The organism is Micromonospora humidisoli, from assembly GCF_016900955.1.
Lineage (GTDB): Bacteria > Actinomycetota > Actinomycetes > Mycobacteriales > Micromonosporaceae > Micromonospora > Micromonospora wenchangensis.
In genome coordinates this window covers 1-25,488 of record NZ_JAFEUO010000005.1, presented here as the reverse complement: position 1 = coordinate 25,488, position 25,488 = coordinate 1, and the positions used below count along the sequence as shown (strand labels likewise).

23 protein-coding genes and 1 rRNA gene are annotated in these 25,488 nt (G+C 73.3%); 17 read left to right on the top strand and 7 right to left on the bottom strand.

Translation table 11 applies throughout. The features are described 5' to 3' along the window. The 3 genes from JQN84_RS18855 to JQN84_RS18845 form a co-directional block, all read right to left on the bottom strand. Positions 1-1,062 carry a serine/threonine protein kinase gene (locus JQN84_RS18855; protein WP_204959707.1) on the bottom strand — a complete coding sequence of 354 codons (1,062 nt, stop codon included), beginning with the start codon at positions 1,060-1,062 and terminating at the stop codon, positions 1-3. Between the two features lie 276 nt (positions 1,063-1,338). After that, positions 1,339-1,671 (bottom strand): hypothetical protein, encoded by a 333-nt coding sequence (locus JQN84_RS18850; protein WP_204959706.1) that lies wholly within the window; start codon positions 1,669-1,671, stop codon positions 1,339-1,341. Between the two features lie 9 nt (positions 1,672-1,680). Next, a complete protein-coding gene (locus JQN84_RS18845; RefSeq protein WP_204959705.1) occupies positions 1,681-2,337 on the bottom strand; it encodes a DJ-1/PfpI family protein in 657 nt (218 codons plus the stop codon). A 101-nt stretch (positions 2,338-2,438) separates the two neighbouring features. Here JQN84_RS18845 and JQN84_RS18840 point away from each other — a divergent pair, with 101 nt between their 5' ends. Further along, entirely contained in the window at positions 2,439-3,392 is a 954-nt protein-coding gene (locus JQN84_RS18840; RefSeq protein WP_204959704.1) for a GlxA family transcriptional regulator, read from the top strand. 60 nt (positions 3,393-3,452) lie between these two features. On the opposite strand, the gene JQN84_RS18835 is transcribed toward JQN84_RS18840, so the two are convergent. Then, on the bottom strand, positions 3,453-4,334 hold the full coding sequence (locus JQN84_RS18835) for a LysR family transcriptional regulator ArgP (protein ID WP_204959703.1): 882 nt from the start codon (positions 4,332-4,334) through the stop codon (positions 3,453-3,455). A gap of 69 nt (positions 4,335-4,403) precedes the next feature. Here JQN84_RS18835 and JQN84_RS18830 point away from each other — a divergent pair, with 69 nt between their 5' ends. The 16 genes from JQN84_RS18830 (at position 4,404) to JQN84_RS18755 (ending at position 23,676) form a co-directional block, all read left to right on the top strand. Next, the gene (locus JQN84_RS18830) at positions 4,404-4,997 is read left to right on the top strand and encodes a LysE/ArgO family amino acid transporter (RefSeq protein WP_204959702.1); all 594 of its coding nucleotides are present in this window, start codon (positions 4,404-4,406) and stop codon (positions 4,995-4,997) included. An 82-nt stretch (positions 4,998-5,079) separates the two neighbouring features. Continuing rightward, on the top strand, positions 5,080-6,453 hold the full coding sequence (locus JQN84_RS18825; protein WP_372446000.1) for a M23 family metallopeptidase: 1,374 nt from the start codon (positions 5,080-5,082) through the stop codon (positions 6,451-6,453). Between the two features lie 523 nt (positions 6,454-6,976). Then, positions 6,977-8,329 (top strand): RCC1 domain-containing protein, encoded by a 1,353-nt coding sequence (locus JQN84_RS18820; RefSeq protein ID WP_204959701.1) that lies wholly within the window; start codon positions 6,977-6,979, stop codon positions 8,327-8,329. 465 nt (positions 8,330-8,794) lie between these two features. Continuing rightward, complete coding sequence (locus JQN84_RS18815; protein WP_204959700.1) at positions 8,795-10,120, top strand: DegT/DnrJ/EryC1/StrS family aminotransferase; 1,326 nt, start codon at positions 8,795-8,797, stop codon at positions 10,118-10,120. Then, positions 10,117-11,289 (top strand): MFS transporter, encoded by a 1,173-nt coding sequence (locus JQN84_RS18810; protein ID WP_204959699.1) that lies wholly within the window; start codon positions 10,117-10,119, stop codon positions 11,287-11,289. The genes JQN84_RS18815 and JQN84_RS18810 overlap by 4 nt, the downstream gene beginning before the upstream one ends. Further along, positions 11,286-12,242, top strand: coding sequence for a sulfotransferase (locus tag JQN84_RS18805; RefSeq protein WP_204959698.1), 957 nt, complete (start codon positions 11,286-11,288; stop codon positions 12,240-12,242). Before JQN84_RS18810 ends, JQN84_RS18805 begins: the two co-directional genes overlap by 4 nt. A gap of 5 nt (positions 12,243-12,247) precedes the next feature. Continuing rightward, positions 12,248-13,075 (top strand): SDR family NAD(P)-dependent oxidoreductase, encoded by an 828-nt coding sequence (locus JQN84_RS18800; RefSeq protein WP_088647635.1) that lies wholly within the window; start codon positions 12,248-12,250, stop codon positions 13,073-13,075. 77 nt (positions 13,076-13,152) lie between these two features. Next, positions 13,153-13,992 carry a class I SAM-dependent methyltransferase gene (locus JQN84_RS18795; protein ID WP_204959697.1) on the top strand — a complete coding sequence of 280 codons (840 nt, stop codon included), beginning with the start codon at positions 13,153-13,155 and terminating at the stop codon, positions 13,990-13,992. A 37-nt stretch (positions 13,993-14,029) separates the two neighbouring features. Next, entirely contained in the window at positions 14,030-14,905 is an 876-nt protein-coding gene (locus JQN84_RS18790) for a family 3 encapsulin nanocompartment shell protein (protein ID WP_204959696.1), read from the top strand. An 11-nt stretch (positions 14,906-14,916) separates the two neighbouring features. Then, a complete protein-coding gene (locus JQN84_RS18785; protein ID WP_204959695.1) occupies positions 14,917-16,218 on the top strand; it encodes an NAD(P)/FAD-dependent oxidoreductase in 1,302 nt (433 codons plus the stop codon). Beyond that, complete coding sequence (locus JQN84_RS18780) at positions 16,215-16,913, top strand: aspartate/glutamate racemase family protein (RefSeq protein ID WP_204959694.1); 699 nt, start codon at positions 16,215-16,217, stop codon at positions 16,911-16,913. The genes JQN84_RS18785 and JQN84_RS18780 overlap by 4 nt, the downstream gene beginning before the upstream one ends. A 279-nt stretch (positions 16,914-17,192) precedes the next feature. After that, complete coding sequence (gene lanKC, locus JQN84_RS18775) at positions 17,193-19,781, top strand: class III lanthionine synthetase LanKC (protein ID WP_204959693.1); 2,589 nt, start codon at positions 17,193-17,195, stop codon at positions 19,779-19,781. Positions 19,782-19,850: 69 nt separating this feature from the next. Continuing rightward, positions 19,851-19,970 carry a SapB/AmfS family lanthipeptide gene (locus JQN84_RS18770; protein ID WP_088647629.1) on the top strand — a complete coding sequence of 40 codons (120 nt, stop codon included), beginning with the start codon at positions 19,851-19,853 and terminating at the stop codon, positions 19,968-19,970. An 82-nt stretch (positions 19,971-20,052) separates the two neighbouring features. Further along, entirely contained in the window at positions 20,053-20,172 is a 120-nt protein-coding gene (locus JQN84_RS18765; RefSeq protein WP_067312693.1) for a SapB/AmfS family lanthipeptide, read from the top strand. 70 nt (positions 20,173-20,242) lie between these two features. Continuing rightward, entirely contained in the window at positions 20,243-21,910 is a 1,668-nt protein-coding gene (locus tag JQN84_RS18760; RefSeq protein WP_204959692.1) for an ABC transporter ATP-binding protein, read from the top strand. Continuing rightward, complete coding sequence (locus JQN84_RS18755) at positions 21,907-23,676, top strand: ATP-binding cassette domain-containing protein (protein ID WP_204959691.1); 1,770 nt, start codon at positions 21,907-21,909, stop codon at positions 23,674-23,676. Before JQN84_RS18760 ends, JQN84_RS18755 begins: the two co-directional genes overlap by 4 nt. A 51-nt stretch (positions 23,677-23,727) precedes the next feature. On the opposite strand, the gene JQN84_RS18750 is transcribed toward JQN84_RS18755, so the two are convergent. From JQN84_RS18750 to rrf, 3 genes are all read right to left on the bottom strand, one after another. Then, positions 23,728-24,426, bottom strand: a complete 699-nt coding sequence (locus tag JQN84_RS18750) for a response regulator transcription factor (protein WP_204959690.1) — start codon at positions 24,424-24,426, stop codon at positions 23,728-23,730. A 110-nt stretch (positions 24,427-24,536) separates the two neighbouring features. Next, positions 24,537-25,127 carry a helix-turn-helix transcriptional regulator gene (locus JQN84_RS32315; protein ID WP_204959689.1) on the bottom strand — a complete coding sequence of 197 codons (591 nt, stop codon included), beginning with the start codon at positions 25,125-25,127 and terminating at the stop codon, positions 24,537-24,539. Between the two features lie 287 nt (positions 25,128-25,414). After that, a 5S ribosomal RNA gene (gene rrf, locus JQN84_RS32680) occupies positions 25,415-25,488 on the bottom strand; the annotation flags it as partial.

Below are 25,488 nucleotides of genomic sequence, written 5' to 3'. Positions count from 1 at the left end.
CTACAGGGTCGCCCGGCGGGCGTACTGACGGCGGATCTTGTCGACCAGCCAGGTGACGTCCGATCGACCGGCGGGTCGGTCGGGGTCGGCTGTGGTCAGGGTCGATTCCGGCGTGGTGCCGGTGTCGCCTTCGACGAGCGGGCTACCCTCCGGGTCCTGCTTCGGGTCGTCCAGGTCCGGTGGGACGAGCAGCTCGGTTTCCCCGTCGTAGGTGAGCGCGGCCAGCTCCCGCCGCAGGGCGTGGATGCTCCGGCCGCTCGTGGCGGTGGCGACCGCCAACAGCCGGGTGCGGACGTCGTGCAGCCCGGGACGGGCGGTGGGGTCGAAGGCGAGCATCGTGCCGAACAGCTGGGCCAGCTCGCCCGGCACACCGGACAGATCGGGTAGGTCATCCGGCTCGCTGATTCGCAGCAGCAGGTTCCACGAGTTGGCCGAGGGATAGAGCCCGTGGCCGGTGAGCGCGAAGACCAGCGTCGCGGCCAGCCCGTAGATGTCCACCGCCTCGGTGAGCTCCCGCTCGCCCTTGACCTGCTCGGGTGACATGTAGGCGGGGGTGCCGGCCAGGGCGCCCGGCTCGGTCAGATAGGCATGGCGTTCGATCAGGATCGCCAGACCGAAGTCGATCAGCTTCGGCCCGTCCGGCCCCAGAATGATGTTCTGCGGTTTGAGATCGCGGTGCAGCAGCTTGACCTGGTGCACCTTGTCGAGGCCCTCGGCGAGCATCGCGCCGGCCAGGGCGGCCAGCGGCAACGGCAACGGCCCCCGCGCGTCGACGTGCTGACGCAGCGTGGCACCCGGGACGTACTCGACGGCCAGCCAGGCCGGCTGAGCGTACGGGTCGGCACCCTCCAGCCGGGCGACCCGGGAACCGTAGACCAGCTTCAGGCTGTCCACCTCGGCGGCGAACCGTTCCCGGACCGTTGGTGCCTCGATGAGGTGCTGTTTGATGACCTTTACCGCGACCCGCTCCGCAGTAGGCGACACCGCGAAGAACACGTCGCCCATGCCGCCCGATCCGAGGGGCGCGACGATCTCGTAGCCGCCGATCCTCTCCCGCACCATCCTGCCCCCTCACCACCATGCCATCTACCAGGCTCGATGACTGTCGGATCGACCCCACGAGTGGCGGACGCATGACCGTACATGGTGGACGATCAAGCTGCCAGCCACCAAGGTCCGAAACGTACCTTGGCCCTGAAGGGCGAGGTGATGCTGTCAGATACTCGACGGTCCTGAGAGGATGCGGGCGGGCGACGATCGTCGCGCCGCCGGTGATCAGCCAGGCGAGCGTCCCGACGTACGTCTCGCACATCCGCACCGAGCACCCGGTGCGGACGACTACCCGGCGGGTCGGGTGACCTGGCCGGATGGACGGCGGGTGCCGGTGACCACCGTGCGGGGCAGCCGCCCCGCGCGGGAGTGACCGGCCAGGGTGTCGCCGTCCACCACCACGTCGAAGTCGAGGTGCAGGCGCATCGGCCGGGTCACCGACTGTCGCCAGGTCACCCTGGGGCCGGCGCAGGTCACCGCCGTCAGCGTCACGGTCTCCGCCGCCGTCGACGCGGTGCCGGCGGGCACCCCGCCGGTGTCGTGGAAGACGTAGGTGGCGCGCAGCGTGCCGATGGGGGTCTTCAGGCTGACGTCCCAGGTGCCGATGACGGGATGTGCCACCGTTTCTCCTCAGACCGTCACGGGAAGGTGGCCGGCGGCACGCCACACGGTGCCGCGTCGCTCGTACTCGAAGAGGGTCTCCACGGCGTGCGCGACCCGGGGGCCGAACTCCCGTTCCAGGATGTGCAGCCCGAGGTCCAGGCCGGAGGTGACGCCGCCCGCGGTGACGAGGTCGCCGTCGTCGACGACCCGGGCCGGCACCGCGTGTACGCCGGTGGCGTCGAGCACGTCCATGCCGAGGTGGTGGGTCACCGCGTGGCGGCCCTCGATCAGGCCGGCCATGGCCAGGGCGAGCGACCCGCCGCAGACGGCCGCCACCGTCACGTCGGGGTTGTCGAGGGCGGCGCGCAGCAGCGGTACGGCCGCCGAGTCGGCGAACCGGGCCAGCAGCACGGGGATGGTCGCCACGCCCTCGTCGGGGTCGCCGGTGGTGGGCCCGCTGGCACCGGGCACCACGACGTAGCCCGGCCGGGTCGGGTCCAGCGGCGCGGTCGCCCGCAGCGTCAGGCCACGGGTGCCGCTGACCACCTCCCTCGGGCCCTGCGCCGAGACGAGTTCCACCGCCAGGGCGTCGCCGACGGTGTCGCCGCCGGCGGCGAGGACCTCGAAGGGCGCGATGACGTCGAGCGGGTCGAATCCGTCGAACAACACGATCTGTACCAACATGCCACCGATCCTCGACCGCACCGCCTGAACCGGCCAGTGGCACGATTGCCATCGTCCGACTGTTTCTTGCCGTCCGCCGACGATCCCGGGGAGGTGCCGTCGTGCACACCGTGCTGGTCCTCGCGCTGCCGGGCACCATCGCGTTCGACCTGGCCACCCCGATCGAGGTGCTGGGCCGGGTGCGGTTGCCGGGCGGCCGGGCCGGCTACCGGGTGCTGGTCTGCGGCGGCGAGCCGGTGGTCGACGCCGGCCCGCTGCGGCTGGCCGTCGACCACGGCCTCGACGCGCTCACCGACGCCGACACCGTCATCGTGCCGGGCCGCTACGACCCGGCCGCGCCGGTGCCCGGCGCGGTGCTGGACGCGCTGCGGGCGGCTGCTGCCGCCGGCGTCCGGATCGCCTCGATCTGCGTGGGCGCGTTCACCCTGGCCGCCGCCGGGTTGCTCGACGGTCGACGGGCCACCACGCACTGGGCCGCCGCCGAACTGTTCCAGGCGATGTTCCCGGCCGTCCGGGTGGACCCGGCGGTGCTGTACGTCGACGCCGGCCAGTTCGTCACCTCCGCCGGAGCGACGGCGGGCGTGGACATGTGCCTGCACCTGGTCCGCCGTGACCACGGGGCTGCGGTCGCCGCCGACGCGTCCCGGCAGGCCGTGGCCCCGCTGCACCGCGACGGCGGGCAGGCGCAGTTCATCGTGCACCCGGGCGCGGACCCCGGCGGGGCGGGCCTCGGCCCGGTGCTGCAATGGTGGGAGTCGCACGCGAACGAGCGGCTGACCCTGGCCGACGTGGCCGCCCGGGCCGGGCTCAGCGTGCGGACGCTCAACCGCCGTTTCCACCAGGAGACCGGCCTCACCCCGATGCAGTGGGTCGCGACCGTGCGTATCCGCCGGGCTCAGGAGCTGCTGGAACGCACCGACCACGGGGTCGACCGGATCGCCCACCTGGTCGGTTTCGCCTCACCGGCGCACTTCCGGGTGCAGTTCAAGCGGCTCAGTGGAGTGTCACCGCAGGTGTACCGCAGGACTTTCGTCGCCGGGTCGGTGCCCGGCTGAGCGGGCGAACCGCCGCGCCCCCGGTCGGGTCGAGCTGGGCACGCCGTGGGGTGGCACGGGTCAGCGCAGCGCGGTGCCGGCGGCGGCCCGGACCGCCACCGTCAAGGCCGCCAGCGCCGTCGACTCCAGTCGCCAGTACTGCCAGTACAGCGGCACGTCGAGGTGCCGGCCGGCGGCCAGTTCGACGAGGCGTCCGGTGGCCAGTTCGGGGCGGGCGACGGCCTCAGGGAGCAGGCCCCAGCCGAGGCCGAGCCGGATCGCCTCGGTGAAGGCGGCCGTCCCGGGCACGAAGTGTGTCGGCGGGTCGACGTCGCGGCGGGTGAGCGTACGGGCGAAGCGGTGTTGCAGGGTGTCCTTGCGGTCGAAGCGGATCATGGTCGCGGTCGGGAACGCGGCGGCCGGGGCGCGGTCGGCGAAGCTCGCGGCGTGCAGGGCGGGGGTGGCGACGGCGAGGTAGCGCATCGCGCCGAGGCGCAGCACCCGGCAGCCCTGCACGGCGACGCGTTCGGTGGTGACCGCCGCCATCACGGTGCCGTCGCGCAGCAGCCGGGCGGTGTGCCCCTCGTCGTCGGTGTGCAGGTCGACCAGGACGTCGGGCACGGCGGTCAGGGCCGGCAGGAACCAGCCGGCGAGGGAGTCGGCGTTGACCACGACGGCGACCCGGGTGCGGGTGCCGTCGCCCAGCGTGCCGCGCGCGGCGTCGAGGGCCTCCTGTTCCAACAGCGCCACCTGCCCGCCGAGGCGGACCAGCGGGGTGCCGGCGGCGGTCGGCACACACGGCCGGGTCCGGCGGACGAGCACCTGCCCGACGGCCTGTTCGAGGGCCTTGATGCGTTGGCTGACCGCCGACGGGGTGACGTTCATCGCCCGCGCGGCGGCGTCGAAGCTGCCGTGGGTGACGACGGCCTGGAACGTCGCCAACTGGACCGGGTCGAGTGGCATAAGCGATTCTAACGGTCGTGCAGAATCTTTAGCTGGAGTGCAGGAGGCCGCCGTCCTAGCGTGGCCGTCATGGGTTCCGTGCTCGCCGGTTTCGGCTTCTCCCTCGCGTTGATCGTCGCCATCGGGGCGCAGAACGCCTTCGTGCTGCGCCAGGGTTTGCGCCGGGAGCACGTACTGCCGGTGGTGGCGGTCTGCGTGGCCGCCGACGCCACCCTGATGACCGCCGGCATCGCCGGCCTGGGGGCGGCGCTGACCGCGACGCCGGCCGTCCTGGTCGCCGTCCGCTGGGGCGGCGTCGCGTTCCTGCTCGGGTACGCGCTGCTGGCCGCCCGCCGCGCCCTGCGCCCCACCGCCCTCAGCCCGGTCGACCGTCCCCCGGCCACGTTGCGGGCGACGCTGCTGGCCTGCCTGGCGTTCACGTTCCTCAACCCGCACGTCTACCTCGACACGGTGGTGCTGCTCGGCACGGTCGCCCACCAGGACCCGAACCGGTGGGCGTTCGGTGCCGGCGCGGTGACGGCGAGCCTGGCCTGGTTCACCGGGTTGGGCCTCGGCGCGCGCCGGTTGGGGCCGCTGCTCGCCCGCCCGGCGGCGTGGCGGGCCGTCGACGCGACGATCGCCGTGATCATGGTGGCGGTCGCCGTCTCGGTCGCCACCGGCTGAGCGGCGCGGGCCCTCTGGCCGGGTGCGGAACCGTAGGATCGACATCCTTCAACCCTTTGCTCCACTTTGGAGGAAACCGCGCATGACGGGTCCACTCACCCGACTCCTCGCCTCCGCCCGGCTGACGCTCGCGACCGCCGGCGTCATGGTGCTCGCGCTCGCGGGTGCCGCCGCCGTCGTGGCCACCCCGGCCCGGGCCGCCGGCCCCCGGCCGAACTTCCAGATGCCGGTGCCCTGCGGCGAGACCTGGCGGATGGCCACCTACTACGGTCACGACGACTACGACATCGACCTGACCTTCACCGGCGGGGCCAGCAACGGCCGGCCGGTCCTCGCCTCCTACAGCGGCACCGTCTCGTTCGCCGGCTGGGGCAGCGGTGGCGGCTGGTACGTGGTCATCGAGCACGGTGGCGGGTGGCGGACGCTCTACCTGCACATGATCGAGACCCCGATGGTCGCCGCCGGACAGTGGGTGTCGACCGGCCAGCAGCTCGGCCGGGTCGGCAGCACCGGCAACTCCACCGGCCCGCACCTGCACTACGAGCAGGTACGCGACGGCGTCAAGACCGAGGCGTACTTCAACGGGGTGCCCTCCGGCATCACCTCCGACGGCAGCCCGTCGACCGGCCCGCTCTACGTCTCCGGGCCCACCTCGCCGGCCCGGAACATGACCAGCCAGAACTGCGGCCAGGCCGCCAACCGTCAGGTGTACGAGTCGGGCAGCCACAGCGGCTGGCAGATGCTGCCGGTCAACAGCATCACCGGATCGGCCACCGCGTCCATGGTCATGGGCGGCAACAAGCTGCTCTACACGGTCAACAACGGCCTGGTGTACGAGGCCTCCAGCGACACCGGCTGGCGCAACCTGTGGACCGGCATCTCCGGCGTCAGCAACAACGCCCTCGCCGTGATCAACGTGGACGGCGTCAAGTACATCTACACCGTGGTCGGCGGCTGGGTGCACGAGGCGTCCAGCGCCAACGGCTGGAAGAACCTGAACACCGGCATCTCCGGGGTCAGCCCCGACGCCCTGGCCGCCATCAACCACAACGGCGTGAAGATCATCTACACCGTGGTCGGGGGCCTGGTGCACGAGGCGGCCAGCAACAACGGCTGGCGCAACCTGTGGACCGGCATCTCCGGCGTCAGCAACAACGCCCTCGCCGTGATCAGCATGGACGGCGTCAAGTACATCTACACGGTCGTGGGCGGCTGGGTGCACGAGGCGAACAGCATCAACGGCTGGCGCAACCTCAACTCCGGCATCTCCGGGGTCAGCCCCGACGCCCTGGCCGCCATCAACCACAACGGCGTAAAGATCATCTACACCGTGATCGGCGGAATGGTGCACGAGGCGGCCAGCAACAACGGGTGGCGCAACCTGAACTCCAATGTCCGCGGCACCGCCGTCTCGGCGACCACCATCAGCGGCGTGAAGGTCCTCTACACCGTCTGACGGTCACCTGTTTCCGAACGCCCCGGCCGATCACCCCGCACGCGCGGCGGCCGGTGGCTGCCACCGGCCGGACAGGCCGAGCCACCCGGCGGCGCAGCCACCGGCCCGCCCCGCCGGGCACCGCGGCAGTACGCCCATTCGTGCCCTGGGCTGCCACCCCGACGGCGACACCGAAGAATGGTGAGCAGATTACTCATTCGATACGCCTATTTTCTGATCATTCGGCAGCGGTATATATTTCCGCTGAACCCGCCCGGAAATCTACCGACGACAAGGTGAACGGCGATCACGTTCCCGCACCCCGACGACGCTTTCCCCGAGGGTCATTCAGTTCCCGTAAACGGCGAAGCCCCGCCCCCACCTGACGGCCCCTCCTGATCAGGTCGGCGCAAGTCCATGCGACCCTCGGAGGGAGAGAAGAATGAGCGGCCGGCCATCCGAGGGGTCGTCACACCCCACCGTCGCCATGACGACGGTCCACTGCCGACGATCGGCCCTCGCCGTCGGGGTCGCATTACTCGCGATGGTGGCGGCGATCGGTGACGCGTCCGCCGCACACGCCGACGGCGCACCCGGCGAACGTGCCGTCACCGCCACGGTGCCGGCCTACGCCGGAACGGGGCGGTCACCGGCGAAACTCGGTGCCGTGACCGCCATCGGTGCCGGTGAGAGCCACAGCCTCGCGCTGCGCTCGGACGGCACCGTCGTCGCCTGGGGCGGGAACCAGTCCGGGCAGCTGGGCGACGGCACCACCGTCGACCGCACCACCCCGGTGCGGGTGTGCGCGGTGGGACAGGGCGCTCCCTGCACCAGTTTCCTCACCGGCGTGATCGCCATCGCCGCCGGCAGCAATCACAACCTCGCCCTGCTCAGGGACCGCACCGTCGTCGCCTGGGGCGAGAACTGGGGGGATCTCGGTGACGGCACCCATAACAACCACCCCACCCCGGTACGGGTGTGCGCGGTGAGGCAGGTCGCACCCTGCACCAGGTTCCTGACCGGGGTCAGGTCCATCGCCGCCGGCGCGTCCCACAGTCTGGCGGTGCTGGACGACACCTCCGCCGTCGCCTGGGGCTACAACTCCTTCGGCGAGCTCGGCGACGGCACCATCTACACCCGCCTCACTCCCGTACGGGTCTGCGCGGTGGGGCAGGTCGCACCGTGCACGAAGTTCCTCAGCGGAGTCAGGTCCATCGCCGGCGGCTGGGTCCACACGGTGGCGGTGGCCGACAACGCGCTGGCCCTCGCCTGGGGCTGGAACCAGCTCGGGCAGCTGGGTGACGGCACCACAGTCCTCCGCGCCACTCCGGTGCGGGTGTGCGCGGTGGGACAGGTCGCACCCTGCACCCGCTTCCTGTACGCGGCGAGATCGGTGGCTGCCAACGTCGCCGACAGCATGGCGCTGTTGGGTGACGGCGGCCCCGTCACCTGGGGCGACAACTTCACAGGTCAGCTCGGCGACGGCACGTTCACCGGCCGACCCGTCCCGGTGCGGGTGTGCGCGGTGGGCCAGACCGCCCCCTGCCAACGGTTCCTGTACGGAATCCGCGACATCGTCGCCGGCCCGGCCCACAGCATGGCGCAGCTGAGTAGCGGTGGCGTCCTGGCCTGGGGCGACAACTTCACAGGTCAGCTCGGCGACGGCACGTTCACCGGCCGACCCGTCCCGGGGCAGGTGTGCGCGGTGGGCCAGACCGCCCCCTGCGAGCGGTTCCTGTACGGGATCCGGGACATCGCCGCCGGCGACTACCACAGCCTGGCGCTGCAGCCTGACTACACGGTGGTCGCCGGGGGTGCCAACGGCCAGGGCCAACTCGGGGACGGCGGTACCGAGCCCAGTCCCACCCCGGTCCAGGTTCTCGCACCCCGGAGTTAGCGGGAGACGGGGTCCGGGCGCGACGGCCGGGCCCCGGCCGCAGGAGCCGACCCGTCCTCCGGCTCGGGGCGGGGCACCCGTCCGGCGCAGTCACGGCTCCGAGCCGCGCCGCCCACACGCACGGTAGGAGGCCGCGCCCCGGCCGGCAGCGCATAACGGCAGGCCGGGACGATCCGACCCGGCGGAATGCCCGACATTCGCCATTCGCAGTGGTCACTGTGTGCCACCACGGTCATCGCCGACTGACCTCAACGGGTGTTAAGTCGACGCTCATTCCCGGCACATGGTTGACGGCCCGCACCCCGAGGGCAATCATGTTGTTCACCGGATTCCCGGCCCGCAAAAATGTCGGATCTGGTAGTTGTTCCGGCTTTTCGACGCGGTTGCCCGCGAGGCGGATGCCCCGTGCGCAATTCCCTGTCGAACCAGTCGGGAAAACTGCCGCAGGCAGTCAGGAGCACACCGGTGAACGGGAACGACGAAGATCCCGCGCCGACCCGGCCCCGGCCGGCGTCGAACGGCGCTGAGCTGCATGAACGGCTTGCCCTGCACGGTGGCGCACCGATCCGCCGCACCCCCTGGCCCACCTACGACAAAGGCGCTGTGCACGTCTGCTCCGACGACGAGGAAGCGGCGATGCGCGCTATCCGCAGCCACCTCTATTTCCGCTACGACCACCGCAACGAGTCGGAAACAGAGTGCGGGCAGTTCGAGGCGGAACTGTGCCGCTATTTCGGTACCCGGCACGCCCTCGCCGTATCCAGTGGCACCGCCGCGCTCGCCCTGGCGATCATGGGTGCCGCCGTTCCGCCCGGCTCATTGGTGGCCTGCCCGGGATTCACTTTCGTCGCCACCCCGAGCGCCATCGTGCTGGCCGGGTGCCGACCATTCCTGGTCGAGGTGGACGACGACCTGCGGATGGACCTCGACGACCTGCGCCGCCGCTGGCGACCGGAGATCAAGGCGATCCTCGTGGTGCACATGCGCGGTTTCGCCGCCGACGTCGCCGCGCTGGCCGCCTTCGCCGCCGAGATGGGCGTACCGCTGATCGAGGACGCGGTGCCCGCGCTCGGCGCCGAACTGCACGGCCGCAAGCTCGGCACGTTCGGCGTGGCCGGGGCGTTCAGCACCCAGTCCGACAAGGCGCTCAACTGCGGTGAGGGCGGCTTCCTGGTCACCGACGACAGCACCCTGTTCGGCCGGGCGGTGGCGCTGTCCGGGGCGTACGAGGGGCGGCTGCGGCGGCACTTCCCCGGCACCGAGCCACCCGTCGACGGGTTGGACCTGCCCCTGCTCAGCCTGCGGATGGACGAGATCCGGGCCGCCCTGCTGCGCGCCGAGCTGACCCGGCTGCCGCAGCGACTGGCCCTGTTCCACCGCAACTACGCCCAGGTCAGCGGCGCACTGGCCGACCTGCCGGGGATCGCGGTCCGCAACCCGGTCGCGCCCGGGGCGTACCTCGGTGAGGCGTTCGTGTTCCGGGTGCCCGGCGGGGACGCCGGCTGGTTCGCCCGCGCCCTGCGCGCCGAGGGCATCGACGCCCGCAACATCGGCGCGGACGACGACCTCAACGTGCGCGCCTTCTGGAACTGGCGGTTCATGTACGACGACCGCGACCCGGCACGGATCCGGGCCACCCTGCCACGAACCGCCCGGCTACTCGCCGAGACGGTCGACGTGCCACTGTCGTCCAGCCTGACCCCCGACGACTGCGACCAGTTGATCCGCGCGGTCCGCAAGGTGGCCGCCGCAGCACCGGCGGCGGTCGGGGTGGAGTCGGTGCGGGCATGACCACCGCCCCGACCCGGGACACCACCGTCCCCCGGCTGGCGATGGTGGGCATCTTCGGTGGTCTCTTCGCCGGCTACCTGGGGCTCACCGCGGTCATCCCGGTGCTCCCGGCGTTCCTGCGCGACCGGCACGACGCCGGGGACTTCACCGTCGGCCTGGTGGTCACCGTGACGGCGGTGACCGCGCTGCTGGTCCGCCCGGTCGCCGGCGCGCTGGCCGACCGGTACGGCCACCGCACGGTGATGCTGACCGGGGCGCTGGTCGTCGCCGCCGGGGGCCTGCTCTACCTGCTGCCGTTGGGCGTGCCCGCGCTGGTCGCCGTACGGCTGCTGCTCGGTGCCGGTGAGGCCGCCCTGTTCACCGCCGGTGCGGTGTGGACGGTCGCGCTCGCCCCCCACCACCGACGCGGCCAGCTCATCGGCCTGTACGGGGTAAGCATGTGGGGCGGCATCTCCGCCGGCACGTTCCTCGGGGCGACCCTGCAACAGGTCTCCTTCACCGCGGTGTGGGTGCTCAGCGCCGCCGCGCCGCTGCTCGCCGCCGGACTGGTCGCCGTGGTGCCGACGCCACCCCGGACCGCCCCGACGGGCGGTGGCGGCGGCCTGCTGCTGCGCCCGGCGCTGCTGCCCGGGATCGCGCTGACCTTCGGGGCCGCCGGTTACGCCGGGCTCGCCGCGTTCGTGGTGCTGCACCTCGACGCCCGCGACATCGGGCACGGGGTGGTGGTGCTGAGCTGTTTCAGCGCCGTCTACGCCGGCACCCGGCTGGTCATCGGGCACCTGCCCGACCGGCTCGGCCCACGCCGGGTGGCGGCCTGGTGCGGGGTCGGTGAGGCGGTCGGGCTGGCCGTCGTCGCGGTCGCCCCGAACCTGCCGGTCGCGGTGGCCGGCAGCGTGGTCATGGGGGTCGGCTTCTCGCTGCTGCACCCGTCGCTGGCGCTGATGGTGATGAACCGGACCGACCCGGCCCGGCAGGGCACGGCGATCGGCGCGTACACCTCGTTCTGGGATCTGGGGCTCGCGGTGTGGGGGCCGGTCACCGGCCTGGTCGCCGCCGGCTTCGGCTACCCGGCGGTCTTCACCGTCGGCGCGGCCTGCGCGCTGGTCGCGGCGGCCCTGGCGGTACGCATCGGCCGCCCCACCACACCCACGGAGGTACCCGCCGGATGAGCGAGCCGTTGACCGTCCTGTGCATCACCGGCTGGTGCCGCAACGGCAGCACCATCATCGGCAACGTCCTCAACGAGGTGCCCGGGTTCTTCCACGTCGGTGAGCTGCACTTCCTGTGGAAGAACGCCACCGGCCGGGGGGTCAACGACCGGTGCGGCTGCGGCGAGGCGTTGACCGGCTGCCCGATCTGGTCGACGGTGCTGCCGATCGGCCGCCCCGCCGGGACGTCCCCGGACGCGCACGCCGCGACGGTGATCCGGCGGCAGTGGTCCCGGGTGCGTACCCGGCACACCTGGCGGGTGCTGCGCCGCGGCCTGTACGACGACGAGATCCGCGCGCACGCCGACCTGATGGGCCGGGTCTACCACGGCATCGCCGAGCGGACCGGGGCACGGGTGATCGTGGACACCACGAAGATCCCCGGCGAGGCCGCGCTGCTGGCACACCTGCCCGGCGTCCGGCCGTACTACGTGCACCTGGTCCGCGACCCCCGGGCGGTGGCGCACTCGTGGCGGGAGCCGAAACAGTACGTCTATGCGATGTCCGCCGCCCGCAGCACCGGCTACTGGCACGGCTTCAACCGGGCCGCCGCCGCGATCACCCGCCGGTACCCGGACCGGTCGATGTTTCTGCGCTACGAGCAGTTCACCGCCGACCCGGCCGGCACCGTTGACGCGTTGCTGCGGTGCTGTGCCGCCGACCCGGCCGGCAACCCGGTGCAGGGCCGCACCGTGCACCTGCACACCAACCACACGGTCACCGGCAACCCGGACCGGTTCCGCACCGGGCCGACGCTCATCCGGGACTCCGACGACGGCTGGCGGCGCACCCTGTCCCCCGGCCGGCGGTGGGCCGCGACGGCGCTGGCCTGGCCGCTGTTCGGCCGGTACGGCTACCGCTCCCCCGGCCCCGCCCCGGCGACGGTCGGCAGCACATCGGACAACGGGAGGTAACGGGCGTGGATCTCGGGCTGAAGGGGCGGGTGGCCCTGGTCGCGGGTGGCACCAGCGGCATCGGGTTGGCCTGCGCGAAGGAGTTCGCCGCCGAGGGCGCCCAGGTGGCGATCTGCGGACGCGACCCGCACCGGCTGGCTGCCGCGCAACGGGAGGTGGCGCAGGTGGCGACCGGTCGGGTCAGCGCCACCAGCGTCGACCTCACCGACCCCGACGCGGCCCGCGACTGGGTCGACGCGGTCGCCGCCGACCTGGGCGGGGTGCACGTGCTGGTGGCCGGCGGTGGCAGCCCGCCGGTCGGCACCGCCAGCGGTTTCGCCGTCGACGACTACCGGGCCGCCGTGGACCGGGTGCTGCTGCCGGCGGTGGCGCTGGCCACCGCCGCGCTGCCGCACCTGCGGGCCGCCGGCTGGGGACGGCTGCTGTTCGTCGCCTCCGAGACCGCCTGTGTGCCGATCGGGCCGCTGGTGCTCTCCGGGGTGACCCGGGCGGCGCTGGTCCGCTTCGCCCAGGGCCTCGCCGTCGACGTGGGCCGCGACGGCATCACCGTCAACGTGCTCGCCCCGGGCGGGGTGCGGACCCCGCCGATGGAACGGGCCGCCGCCCGGCTCGCCACCGACGGTGACGTGGAGGCCCGGCTGGCGGCGATGGGCCACCACAGCGCGGTGGGCCGGCTGGCCCGGCCGGACGAGGTGGCCGCGGTGGCCGCCTTCCTGGCCAGCGAGCGGGCCTCCTTCGTCACCGCCGGGGTGCACCTGATCGACGGCGGGGCCGCCGCGACCGGCCCGGAGCTGCCCCACCTGACCGGCGTCGGCCGGAACACCTACGCCTGACCACCGCCCTCCCCGACCACCGCCTGCCCGGCTCCGGCCGGCCCGACGCCCCGACCCGCGCACGAAGGAGTGCCCGCATGTCCACGACCAGCCAGTTCACCGAACGGGACGTCTCCGAGTTCTTCGACCAGACCACCCAGACGTACCTCAGCTTCTGGGACAGCGAGGGGGTGCTGCACACCGGCTACTTCGCCGACGCCGACGACACCGACTACCCGGCGGCGGCCGACCGGACGTCGGACATCCTCGCCGCCGAGGCCGGCATCGACGCGTCCTCGACGGTGCTGGACGTCGGCTGCGGCTGCGGCAACTTCCTGCTGCGGCTGGCCGGGCGCACCGGCTGCCGGGGTGAGGGGCTGGACCTGAGCATCGAACGGGTCCGCTTCGCCCAGACCAAACTGACCGAACGCGGGGGTGGCCTGCCGGTCGCCTTCCGGCACGGCTCGGCCACCGCCATGCCGTACGCCGACGGCAGCTTCACCCACGTGGTCAGCCAGGACGCGCTGTTCCTGGTGCCGGACAAGGCGCGCAGCCACGCGGAGATGTTCCGGGTGCTCACCCCCGGCGGAACGTTGGCCGTCACCGACTTCCTGCAACCCGTCGCCGAGGTCGGCGAGGCGGCCCGCCGGCACGTCTACGACCGGGTGCGGTGGAGCAGCGGCTACTCCCTCGACGGCTACCGGGAGGCGTTGACGGCGGCCGGGTTCGAGGTGACCGTCGCCCGCAGCCTCGACAGCCACATCCGGCAGACGTACCGGGTGCTCGGGGAGACCGCCCGGCAGCGGGCCGCCGGGAGCGACGACGAGGCGGCCCGGCAATGGATCCTCGGCTTCGCCGCCTCCTGCGACGAGATCCAGGCGGCGATCGACCGGGGCGAGTTCGGCTGGGGCATGTTCGTCGCCCGCAAGCCGGCCTGACCGACCCGCGTACCAGCTTCAGACCAGGAGGGCAGTCATGCAGCGCACCGACGCCGTCAAGCGGACGATCGCCGAGGTCGTCGCCGAACGCAGGACCCAGATGTCGCCAGGCGGGTTGTTCGTCGAAGCGTTCGCCAAGGACGGTTTCGACACCGGCGTCGACTACGACGTCACCATCACCGACTCGCTGACCAGCTCCCGGCGCAAGCCCCGCTACCCGTCGCGGAACATGCTCAAGGTGGTCGACCTGTCCCGGGAGCCGCAGGAGTTCTACTGGCACGAGAGCCCACCGCGCCCCGGCGACCCGGTGGTGGACGGTGCGGACCTGCGCCGGGAGGCCGCCAACCACTTCCACCGCTCCCCCATCCCGGAACTGCTGACCACCCGGGCCTGGGTGCAGGTGCCCGACGAACTGTGGGCCGACCCGGTGGGTTTCGCCCAGTTCATCGACTACCGCCTGGTGGTGCGGCTGGCCACCGCCGAGAACCACACCATCCTGCGCGGCGAGGGCGGGTTGCTGAACATGCCGCAGCTCGGCCGGCTCACCGACCCCGCGCCGTTCGCGTCGACCATCCTGGCCGCCTGCAACGAGGTGGAGCAGATGGGCAGCACCGCCGACGGCCTGATCATCAACCCGGCCGACTACTACCGGCTGCTCGGCGAGGGACACCTGCTGCGCGACGTGGAGGACAACGGCGTCTTCATCGTCCGGACCCGGCTGGTCGACCCGGGCACCGCGATCGTCGGCGACTTCGGCCACGGCGCGGTGCTGTTCGACGCCGGCCGGTCGACCATCCGGTTCGCCGAGCCGCCGCCGGGCACCTTCGCCGAACCGGGGCGGGCGCTGTGCGCCGAGATCTGGGAACGGGTCGTGGTCAACCTGCCCACCTGCTTCTTCGTCGTCACCCTGTAGCGGGGGCCGGGATGGCGACGACGCCCGCGCCGCACGACGTACCCGCACGGTCCGATCCCGACGTCCTGGTCGTCGGCGCGGGCGTGGCCGGGCTGTTCTGCGCCTGGTTCCTGCGCCGGGCCGGGCTGAGCGTGACCGTGGTGGACCGGGGTGAGGTCGGCGACCCGGCCGCCTGTTCGTCGGGCAACACCGGTTTCGTCGGCACCCAGGGGGCCGCCCCGCTGGCCGAGCCGGGGGTGCCGGCGAAGGGGCTGCGCTGGCTGCTGCACCCGGACAGCCCGTTCCACGTCCGGCCCCGGCTCGACCGGGAGCTGCTGACCTGGTTGTGGCACTTCCGCCGCAACTGCACGCAGCGGCAGGCCCGCGCCGGCTTCGAGGTGCTGCTCGACCTCAAGCAGCGCAGCCTGGCCATCCTGCGGGAGGTCTGCGCACACGACGAGCTGGCCGGCACCCTCACCGCCCGCGGCATGCTGCTGGCCTGCCGTACGCCGCAGGGGTACGCGCAGGCGCGGGCGTCGCTGCCGGCGGCGGTGGCCCGGGGGGTGCCGCTGCGCACCGTGGACCGGGCGGAGCTGGCCCGGCTGCAACCGGGCGTCGAGTTCGCCGTCGCCGGGGCGCTGCTCAACGAGGAGGGTGCCGCGCTGCGCATCCCGGCGTTCCTGGTCGCGTTCGCCCGGCTGTTGCGGGCCGCCGGGGTGGAGATCCTCACCGACACCGAGGTACGCGGCTTCGACACCGTCGACCGCCGGGTCCGCGCCGTGCGCACCAGCCGGGGCGACCTGCGCCCAGGTGAGGTGGTGCTCGCCGCCGGGGTGTGGTCGGTGGCGTGCGCCAGGCAGTTGGGCGTCGGCCTGCTGCTGCAACCCGCCAAGGGGTACGCGGTGACCGTCGACGCGGGCCCGGCCACCCCGACCCTGCCGGTTCTGCTCAGTGAGGGGAAGGTGGCCGTCATGCCGTTGGGCGACCGGATACGGCTGGCCGGGACGCTGGAGCTGACCGGCCTGGACACCAGCGTGTCCCCGCGTCGGGTGGACGGCATCCGGCGCACCGTGCGGTCGTACCTGCCGGGGTGCGACACCGGGGGCCGGGTGCAGGTGTGGAGCGGGCTGCGGCCGTGCACCCCGGACAGCCTGCCGTTGATCGGCCGGCTCGGGTCGTACCGCAACGTCAGCGTCGCGACCGGGCACGGGCACATCGGGATGGGGCTCGCCCCGGCCGGCGGGCGGCTGCTCGCCCAGCTCGTCACGGGGGCGACGCCGGACGTGCCCCTGGCGACGTTCGCGGTGGACCGGCACCGGCGGGGGCACCGGTGAGCGCCCCGGCGATCGGGGTGCTCTGCCTGCAGACCAGCTTCGACAAGATCCCCGGCCACATCCGCAACCCGGCGACGTTCGACTTCCCGGTGGTGTACCGGGTCGTCGAGGGGGCCACCCCGCAACGGCTGGTCCGCGAGGCCGATCCGACCCTGCTCACGCCGTTCGTCACGGCCGCCCGGGACCTGCAGGGCGCCGGGGTCGCCGCGATCACCGGGGCGTGCGGTTTCCTGGTGCTGTTCCAGGCGGAGCTGGCCGCCGCCGTGGACGTGCCGTTGCACTCGTCGAGCCTGCTCCAGCTGCCGATGGTGCACCGGATGCTCGGTCCGGGCCGGACGGTCGGGGTGTTGACCGCCGACGCGGCGGCGCTGACCCGGCGGCACCTGGCCGCGGTCGGCGCGCAGGACGTGCCGATCCGGGTGGCCGGGATGGCCGACGCGCCGGAGTTCCGTGAGGTGATGCTGGAGGGCCGGCGCGACGCCCTCGACGTCGACCGGTTGGCCGCCGAGGTGGTGGCCCGGGCGGACGCCCTGGCCGGCCCGGACCTGGGGGCGGTGGTCATCGAGTGCACCGACCTGGTGCCGTTCGCGCACCTGATCCAGGCCCGGCTCGGGGTGCCGGTCTACGACATCGTCACCCTGACCACGATGGTGCACGCCGGCCTGGCCCGGCACCCGTACACCGACCGCCGGTAGGTCGCGTTTCCCGTTCCGCCGGTCGGCCGGGTCCACCACGGACCCGGCCGACCGGCGGTTCTGTCATGGCTTCCCACAGGTGGCCCGGCGGTCGCGCGGGCCGGGGCCGACGTCCGGGCCGATCCGCAGGTGATGCCGTATTCGCGATTTCAAACTCCGCCATTGTCACGAGTTTCCGGCCGGAATCTCACCGTCGGTCGATGACGCATCGCACTGTGCGCGACGGCCCGCCGATCGCAGGATTGACATCAACCGATCAGGGGATGGGAGGCAGCCGAGATGGACGACCGATACGACGCGTACTGCGCGGTCGACCCGCTCTTCTACGACTCGTTGTCCAGCGCGAGCGCCACCGCCACCGGCATCGGCTACGCCACCGACCGCCCGCAGCCCGCCGGCTGGGAGTGCGAGGTCAAGGACGACTGGCTGATCCACGCCCCGGTCGGCGGCACGCTGCCCGCCCAGGGCTGGAAGATCCACGTCTCGGCCCGACTGGACAACGCCGAACGGGTGCTCACCCAGGTGATGGACTACTGCCAGCCGCGCGGCATCCCGTTCAAGCACCTGCGCGGCCCCCGGATGCTGCTGATGCGCAACAGCAAGTACGCCCGCCGGGGCGGCAGCGGCAAGTTCGTCACCGTCTACCCCCGTGACGACGCCGAACTGGAACTGACCGCCAAGGAGTTGGCGGCGCTGCTCGACGGCGAGCAGGGCCCCTACATCCTCAGCGACCTGCGCTACGGCGACGGCCCGGTCTACCTGCGCTACGGCGGTTTCGCCGCCCGCTACTGCCTGTCGCCCGAGGGTCAGGTGGTGCCGGCCATCGCCGATGCCACCGGGACCCTGGTGCCCGACCGCCGCGACCCGGTGTTCCACCTGCCCGACTGGGTGACCCTGCCCGACTTCCTCGCCCCGCACCTGGCCGCCCGCAACGCCGCCAGCACCACCGAACTGCCCTACCGGATCGAGAAGGTCATCCACTTCTCCAACGGCGGCGGCCTGTACGAGGCCCGGGACACCCGGACCGACACCCGGGTGGTGCTGAAGGAGGCCCGCCCGTACGCCGGCCTGGACGCCACCGGTGCGGACGCGGTGACCCGGCTGCACCGGGAGGCCAGCGTGCTGCGCCAACTCGCCGACGTCCCGCACCTGGTGCGGGTGCACGACGAGTTCAGCTTCGGCGGGCACGAGTTCCTGGCGCTGGAGTTCGTCGACGGCCGCCCGCTCAACCAGGTGGTCGTGCAGCGCTACCCGCTGGTGCACCCGGACGCCGACCGCGCCGACTACACCCGCTGGGCGCTGGACGTGCACCGGCAGGTCGCCGAGGCGGTCGAGGCCATCCACGCGCACGGCATCGTCTACGGCGACCTGCACATGTTCAACATCATGGTCGGCGACGACGGCACGGTCACCCTGATCGACTTCGAGGTCGCCGCGCCGGCCGCCGAGGCCGGCCGCCCGGCGCTGCGCAACCAGGCGTTCGCCGCGCCCCGCGACCGGGTCGGCCCCGACGTCGACCGGTACGCCCTGGCCTGCCTGCGACTCGCCCTGTTCCTGCCGCTGACCGCGATGCTGCGGTTGGCCCCGCAGAAGGCGGCGCACCTGGCCGACGTGGTGGCCGAGCACTTCCCGGTCGACCGGGCGGTGCTCGACGAGACCGTCGCGGTCATCGTCGGCGGCCCACCGGCCGCCGACCCGCCCGGCACGGCGACCCCGACCGCACACCGGCCGGACCCGGACCTGGTGCGGGTCGACCCGGACGACTGGCCCGGCCTGCGTGACCGGCTGGTCCGGGCGATCACCGCCAGCGCCACGCCGCACCGCGACGACCGGCTCTTCCCCGGCGACATCAGGCAGTTCAGCGGCAACGACGGCGGGCTGAACCTCGCCCACGGCGCGGCCGGGGTGCTCTGGGCGCTGCACGCCACCGGCGTCCCCGTCGACCCCGACCACGTCCGCTGGCTGATCGACCGGGTCCGGCAACCCGCCTCCGGCAGCCGCCTCGGCTTCTTCGACGGGCTGCACGGGGTGGCGTACGTACTGGACCTGCTCGGCCACCGCGACGAGGCCCGCCGGCTGCTCGACCGCTGCCTCGACGAACCGTGGACGGAACTCGGCAACGACCTGGTGGGCGGCCTGCCCGGCATCGCGTTGAACCTGACCCACTTCGCCACGCTGACCGGCGAGGACCGCTACGAGGCCGCCGCCCGACGGGCCGTCGACCTGGTCGTCGACCGGCTCGGCGACGTCGACTCGGTGGCCGAGGTCAGCGGCGGCCGGCACCCGTACGCCGGGCTGCTGCGCGGCGGGGCCGGCGCGGCCCTGATGCTGCTGGACCGGCACGAACGGGAACCCGACGAGCGGCTGCTCGACCACGCCGCCATCGCGCTGCGGCAGGACCTGCGCCGGTGCGTACGCCGCGACGACGGGCACCTGGAGGTCAACGAGGGCTGGCGGACCATGCCGTACCTCGCGGAGGGCAGCGTCGGGGTGGGGCTGGTGCTCGACAGGTACCTGCGCCACCGGCCCGACGAGGCACTGCGCGAGCAGGCCGACGCGATCCGCCGCTGCGCCGACTTCCCGTTCTATGCCCAGTCCGGGCTGTTCGCCGGACGCGCCGGCATCGTGGCCTACCTGGCCGGCCGGGGCGAGTACGACGTGGCCCGTACCCAGGCCCGCCTGCTGGGTTGGCACGCCCTGCCGTACGCCGGGGGCACCGCCTTCCCCGGCGACCAGCTGCTGCGGCTCTCCATGGACCTGGCCACCGGCACCGCCGGCGTGCTGGCCGCCGTGGCCGCCAGCCGACCCACCGATCCGGTCCGGCTACCGCTGCTGGCGTCGACCGGCGACCCCACCCCGGCCGACTGACGGCCCACCCGCTCCCCGGGGGTCACCCCGGGGCAACCCGACCCGACGACTGTGGAAAGGAGGAAAGACATGGCCCTGCTCGACCTTCAGGGGATGGAGCTGCCGGCCGCCGAGCGTACCGGCGGTGGCAGCCGGGCGAGTCTGCTGCTCTGCGGCGACAGCTCGCTGAGCGTCACCACCTGCAACTGAACCGACGGTCGTCGACCCGACGACCCCACCGGATTCACACCAGGCACATCCGCACCGAACACCGACAGAAAGAGGTAAGACCATGGCTCTGCTCGACCTCCAGGCGATGGAACTGCCGGCCACCGAGCGCACCGGCGGCGGCAGCCAGGCCAGCCTCCTGCTCTGCGGCGACAGCTCGCTGAGCGTCACCACCTGCAACTGATCGACCGGTATCGCATGGCCCCGGACCGGCACCCGCCGGTCCGGGGCCGCGCGGCGTGGGAGGGGACGCGATGACACCGACCGACCGGCTCCTGCTGCGGGCCGTCCGCGCGGCCGGCTGGTGGACCCCGACGCTGGCCGTGGTCACCGTGGCCGGCACGGTCGCCGAACTGGCCCTGCCGGCCGTGCTGGGCCGGGCCGTCGACGCCGCCGTCGGCACCGCGCCGAAGGACTCCCCCGACCGCTGGCTGGCCGCCGTCGTCGGGCTGATCGCCCTGCTGGTCGTCGTCGGCGTCGTGCGGGACTACGGCACCGGCGCGGCCACTGCCCGGTCGGTGGCCCACCTGCGGCACACCCTGGTCCGGCACCTGTTCGCCCTCGCCCCGCAGACCGCCGCCCGCCGGCCGGTGGGTGACCTCGCCGGCCGCGTGGTGGGGCAGGTCGCCGACGCCGGTCAGGCCGCCCCGACGCTGGTCACGGCCGCCACCGTGGCGCTGCCGCCGGTGGGCAGCCTGGTGGCGCTCACCCTGATCGACCCGTGGCTCGGCGTCACCTTCGTCACCGGGCTGCTCCTGCTCGGCCTGCTGCTGCGCGGCTTCGTCGCCGACGCCTCCGCCGCCGTCGCCGGCTACCAGCAGGCCCAGGGCGACCTCGCCGGGCGACTGGTGGAGGCCCTGGCCGGGGCGCGCACCATCGCCGCCGCCGGCACCGGCGAACGGGAGGTCGACCGGGTGCTGACCCCCCTGCCCGCGCTGCACCGGCACGGGGCGCGGACCTGGACGGTGCTCGCCGGCGCGGCGACCCGGGGCGCGGTGCTCAACCCGCTGCTCCAGGTCGCGATCGTCGCCGTCGGTGGGGTGTCGCTGACCGCCGGTCGGTTGACCCCCGGGGAGCTACTGGCCGCCATCCAGTACGCCGCCCTCGGCGCGGGTCTCGGCACCGTGGTCGCCGCCCTCAACACCGCCGTGCGGGTACGCGCCGGCTGCCGCCGGGCCGCCGACGTGCTCACCGAACCCGCCCGCCCGTACGGCGACCGGCCCCTGGCGTCCGGGCCGGGCACCCTGGAACTGCGCGGCGTCACCGTCCGCGACGCCGACGGCCGGGCCCTGCTCGACCGGGTGGACCTTCGGGTGCCCGGCGGCACGCTGCTGGCCGTCGTCGGTGCCTCCGGTGCGGGCAAGTCACTGCTCGCCGCCGTCGCCGGGCGGCTGCGCGACCCGGACGACGGGGTGGTGCTCCTGGACGGTGTGCCGCTTCCGGAGCTGACCCCGGCCGCCCTGCACGCCGCGATCGGCTACGGGTTCGAACGTCCGGTGCTGGTCGGCGACACGGTCGGTGCCGCCGTCGGGGCCGGTGCGGACCCGGTGCCGCTGGCCCGCGCCGCCGCCATCCACGACTTCGTCGAACGGCTGCCCGACCGGTACCGCACCCCGCTGGCCGAGGTCGCCATGTCCGGTGGCGAACGGCAACGGCTCGGGCTGGCCCGCGCGTTGCGCGCCGAACGGCTGCTGATCCTCGACGACGCCACGTCCAGCCTGGACACCGCCACCGAGTACCAGGTGACCCGGGCGCTGACCGGGCCGGGTGACCGGCGTACCCGGATGGTGGTCAGCCACCGGCTCGGCATAGCCGCCCGGGCGGACCTGGTCGCGTGGGTGGCCGACGGGCGGATACGTGCCGTCGGCCCGCACCGGGCGTTGTGGGCCGACCCCGACTACCGGGAGGTGTTCCGGTCGTGACCACTGTCGTCGGCGTGACCCGGGCCGCGCTGCGGGACCGGCGGACGCAGCTGTGGCGGTTGGCCGGCTGGTCGGCCGCCGAGGTGCTGCCGGCCGCCCTGTCCGGGCTGTTCACCGCGCGGGCCGTGGACAGCGGCTTCCTCGCCGGTCGGCCCGGCGTCGGACTGGCCTGGCTGGCCCTGCTGGGGTTGGCCGTGCTGGTCGGCGCGGCCGGCACCAACCGGTCGTACGCGCTGCTCGGGGCGGTGGTGGAGCCGTTCCGCGACGACCTGCTGCGCCGGGTGGTGCGCGGCGCGGTGGCCGGCGCGGCCGGCGGACGGGCCGACGACGCGGCGGTGGCCCGGCTCACCCACCAGGTGGAACTGGTCCGGGACACCTACGCCGGGCTGCTGATGGTGGTGCGGGGCTTCCTGTTCGCCCTCGGCGCCGCCGTGCTCGGCCTGTTCTCGCTGGCAGCCCCGGTGGCGCTGCTGGTCGCGGTGCCGGTGCTGGCCGGTCTCGGCCTGTTCGCCGTGGCGCTGCCGGTGATGGTGGCCCGGCAGCGGGAGTACGTGCTGGCCGACGAGCAGCTTGGCCGGGCCGTGGTGACCGCGGTGAGCGGCCACCGCGACGTCACCGCCAGCGGGGCCCGCGACCAGGTCACCGGCTGGGTCGGCGGGGCCGTCGACGCGCAGGCCCGGGTGGAGCGCCGGCTGGCCACCATGGCGGCGACCCGCAGCCTGAGCCTCGCGCTGGGTGGCTGGCTGCCGGTGCCGGTGCTGCTGCTGGCCGCGCCGTGGCTGGTCCGTCAGGGGCTGGGGCCGGGCGCGCTGCTGGGCGCGCTCGTCTACGTCACGCGGGGGGTGCAGCCGGCCCTGCACAGCCTGGTGCAGGGGGTCGCCGCCGGTGGTCTCCGGTTCGCCGTCACCCTGGACCGGCTGCTGCGTACCGCCGCGCCGGCCGATGCCGGCCCGGCCGGGTCGCTGCTGCCCCGTCCCACGCCGCAGCACACCGGGGCAGCGTTGTCGCTGCGTGGGGTGACCTTCCGGTACGGCCCGCACGCCGACCCGGTGCTCGACGGGCTCGACCTCGAGGTGCCCGTCGGGGACCACCTGGTGATCGTCGGGGCCAGCGGGATCGGCAAGTCGACCCTGGCGGGGTTGATCGCCGGGGTGCTGCACCCCCAGTCGGGCACCGTCCACGTCGGCGGGTCGCCGGTGACCGGGGCGACGCCCGGCGCACTGGCCGAGCGGCGGGTGCTGATCCCCCAGGAGGCGTACGTCTTCACCGGCACGCTCCGCGACAACCTCGGCTACCTGGCCCCCGGCGTGCCGGACGACGAGCTGGACCGGGCGGCGGCCCGGCTGGGGCTCACCGGGCTGCTGACCCGGCTCGGCGGGTACGACGCGACGCTGCGCCCGGCGGACCTGTCGGCCGGGGAACGGCAGCAGGTGGCGTTGCTGCGGGCCTGGCTCTCCCCCGCCCCGTTGACCATCCTCGACGAGGCGACCTGTCACCTGGATCCGGCCACCGAGGCCCGGCTGGAGACGGCTTTCGCCGCCCGGCCCGGCACGCTGGTGGTGATCGCCCACCGGGTCAGTTCGGCGCTGCGGGCGCGGCGGGTCCTGCTGCTCGACGGGCGGACCGCACTGCTGGACACCCACCAGGGGCTGTTGGAGCGTTCACCGGCCTACCGTGCCCTGGTCGGCTACGGCGAGACCGAACCGTCGGACACCGCCACCTGCTGGACGGCATCGGACGGGACGTCGGCGGCGGCCCGGACGTAGGTGTCACCGGCCGGGTGCCGGTGCCGGGCATGGTGTCGGGGCCGGTGCCGGTCACAGCCAGCCGGAGTCGCGGGCGATCCGCACCGCCTCCCAGCGGGTCCGCGCGCCGGTCTTCGCCATGATCCGCGACAGGTGGTTGCGTACCGTGCCGGCCGACAGCACCAGCCGTTCGGCGATCTCCTGGACGGGATGCCCCTCGGCGACCACGTCGAGCACTTCCCGTTCCCGGTTGGTCAACGGGCTGTCGGCGACCTCAAGGGCCGCGACCACCAGGTCGGGGTCGAGCACGACCCGTCCCTCGGCGAGCTGACGCACCCCGTCGACGATCCGGCCGGGTGGCACGTCGCGGCTGAGGAAGCCGATCCGGTGGCCGTGCTCGGCGAGCACCGGCCCGAGTCGGCCGGCCCGGCGCTGTTCGACGAGGACCAGCAGGGCACCCACGGGTACGGTGATCGGTTCCGTCGGCGGGCGGGGACCCGGGACGGTGGCGGTGGACTCGTCGCCGGCGGCCGGGGTGTCGCCGACGACGGATTCCGGGACGCCCAGGGTGGCCAGCCGGACCAGTTCCGTCACGGTCAACATGTCGAATTCGACCACTGCCACGTCGGGGCGTTCGGCCCGGACCGCCGCCCGCAGCTGGTGCGGGCTGTCCACCTCGCCCACGATCTCGATGTCGTGTTCGGCGGCGAGCAGTTGGGCGAGGGCGCCCCGGAGCAGTCCGCCCTGGAGGGCGAGCAGTGTGCGAACCATAAGCGACTCCCGAGATCACACCCGTGTTGACAAAATGCATGCGTCCGATGACGCACGGTTCGGAATCTTATTCAATCCGTAACTGGTCCGACACCCCTTCTCACGGGTGGTCAGATCCAGCCGGCGTCCTGGGCCCGCTGGACCGCTTCCCACCGGTTGCGGGCCCCGGTCTTGCGGAGCACGGTGGACAGGTGGTTGCGGACGGTGCCCGGCGCCAGGTGCAGATGACCGGCGATCTCCTTGGTCGACATGCCCCGGGCGGCAGCGGCCGTCACCTCACGTTCCCGGTCGTTGAGGGGGTTGACGGCGGCGTCCAACGCGGCCAGGGCGGTCACCGGGTCGATCATCCGCTGTCCCTCGGCGATGAGCCGAAGCTGGTCCAGGAGTTCCTGGGGCGGGACGTCCTTGGCGATGATCCCCCGGGCCCGCGCCCCGAGGGCACGGCGCAGCGCCCGGGCGGTCCGCCGGGAGGTCAGCACCACCACCGCGCATTCCGGCAGCCGGGCATGCCACCGTCCGGCGAGTACGGCCGGATCCTCGATCGCGTCGAGGTCGACCAGGACGACGTTGGGACGTCGGGTGACGACTCCGTCCGTCAGGTGGTGGTCGGGATCGCTCTCCCCGGCCAATTCGAACCCGGGGGCGGCGGCCAGGATCGCCGCGAGGGCGGTACGCAATAGTCCCGGAGGCCCCACCACCACGACACGGATCGTCGGTTCATCGCTTTCTGCCGCCCGGCCCGGACCCGACGATGACTGTTTCCCGTTCGTCAGTTCGTCCATCCGTCATATTTTCCCAAATGCAGCCCGAACCAGGCGTGACTGTCGGAATGACGACCCGTTTCCGGACGGCGGGAAAATGGCCGAAATGCATCAGCCGACGACAGGGGTGAATCGGGACCTGCCGGACGTCCGACAGGTCCCGGGTAATGGGCGCAGGCAGCAGTCGAGGCCGGCCCCGTGACGGGGCCGGCCTCGACCGAAAGATTGTCCGGCGGTGTCCTACTCTCCCACACCCTCCCGAGTGCAGTACCATCGGCGCTGGAGGGCTTAGCTTCCGGGT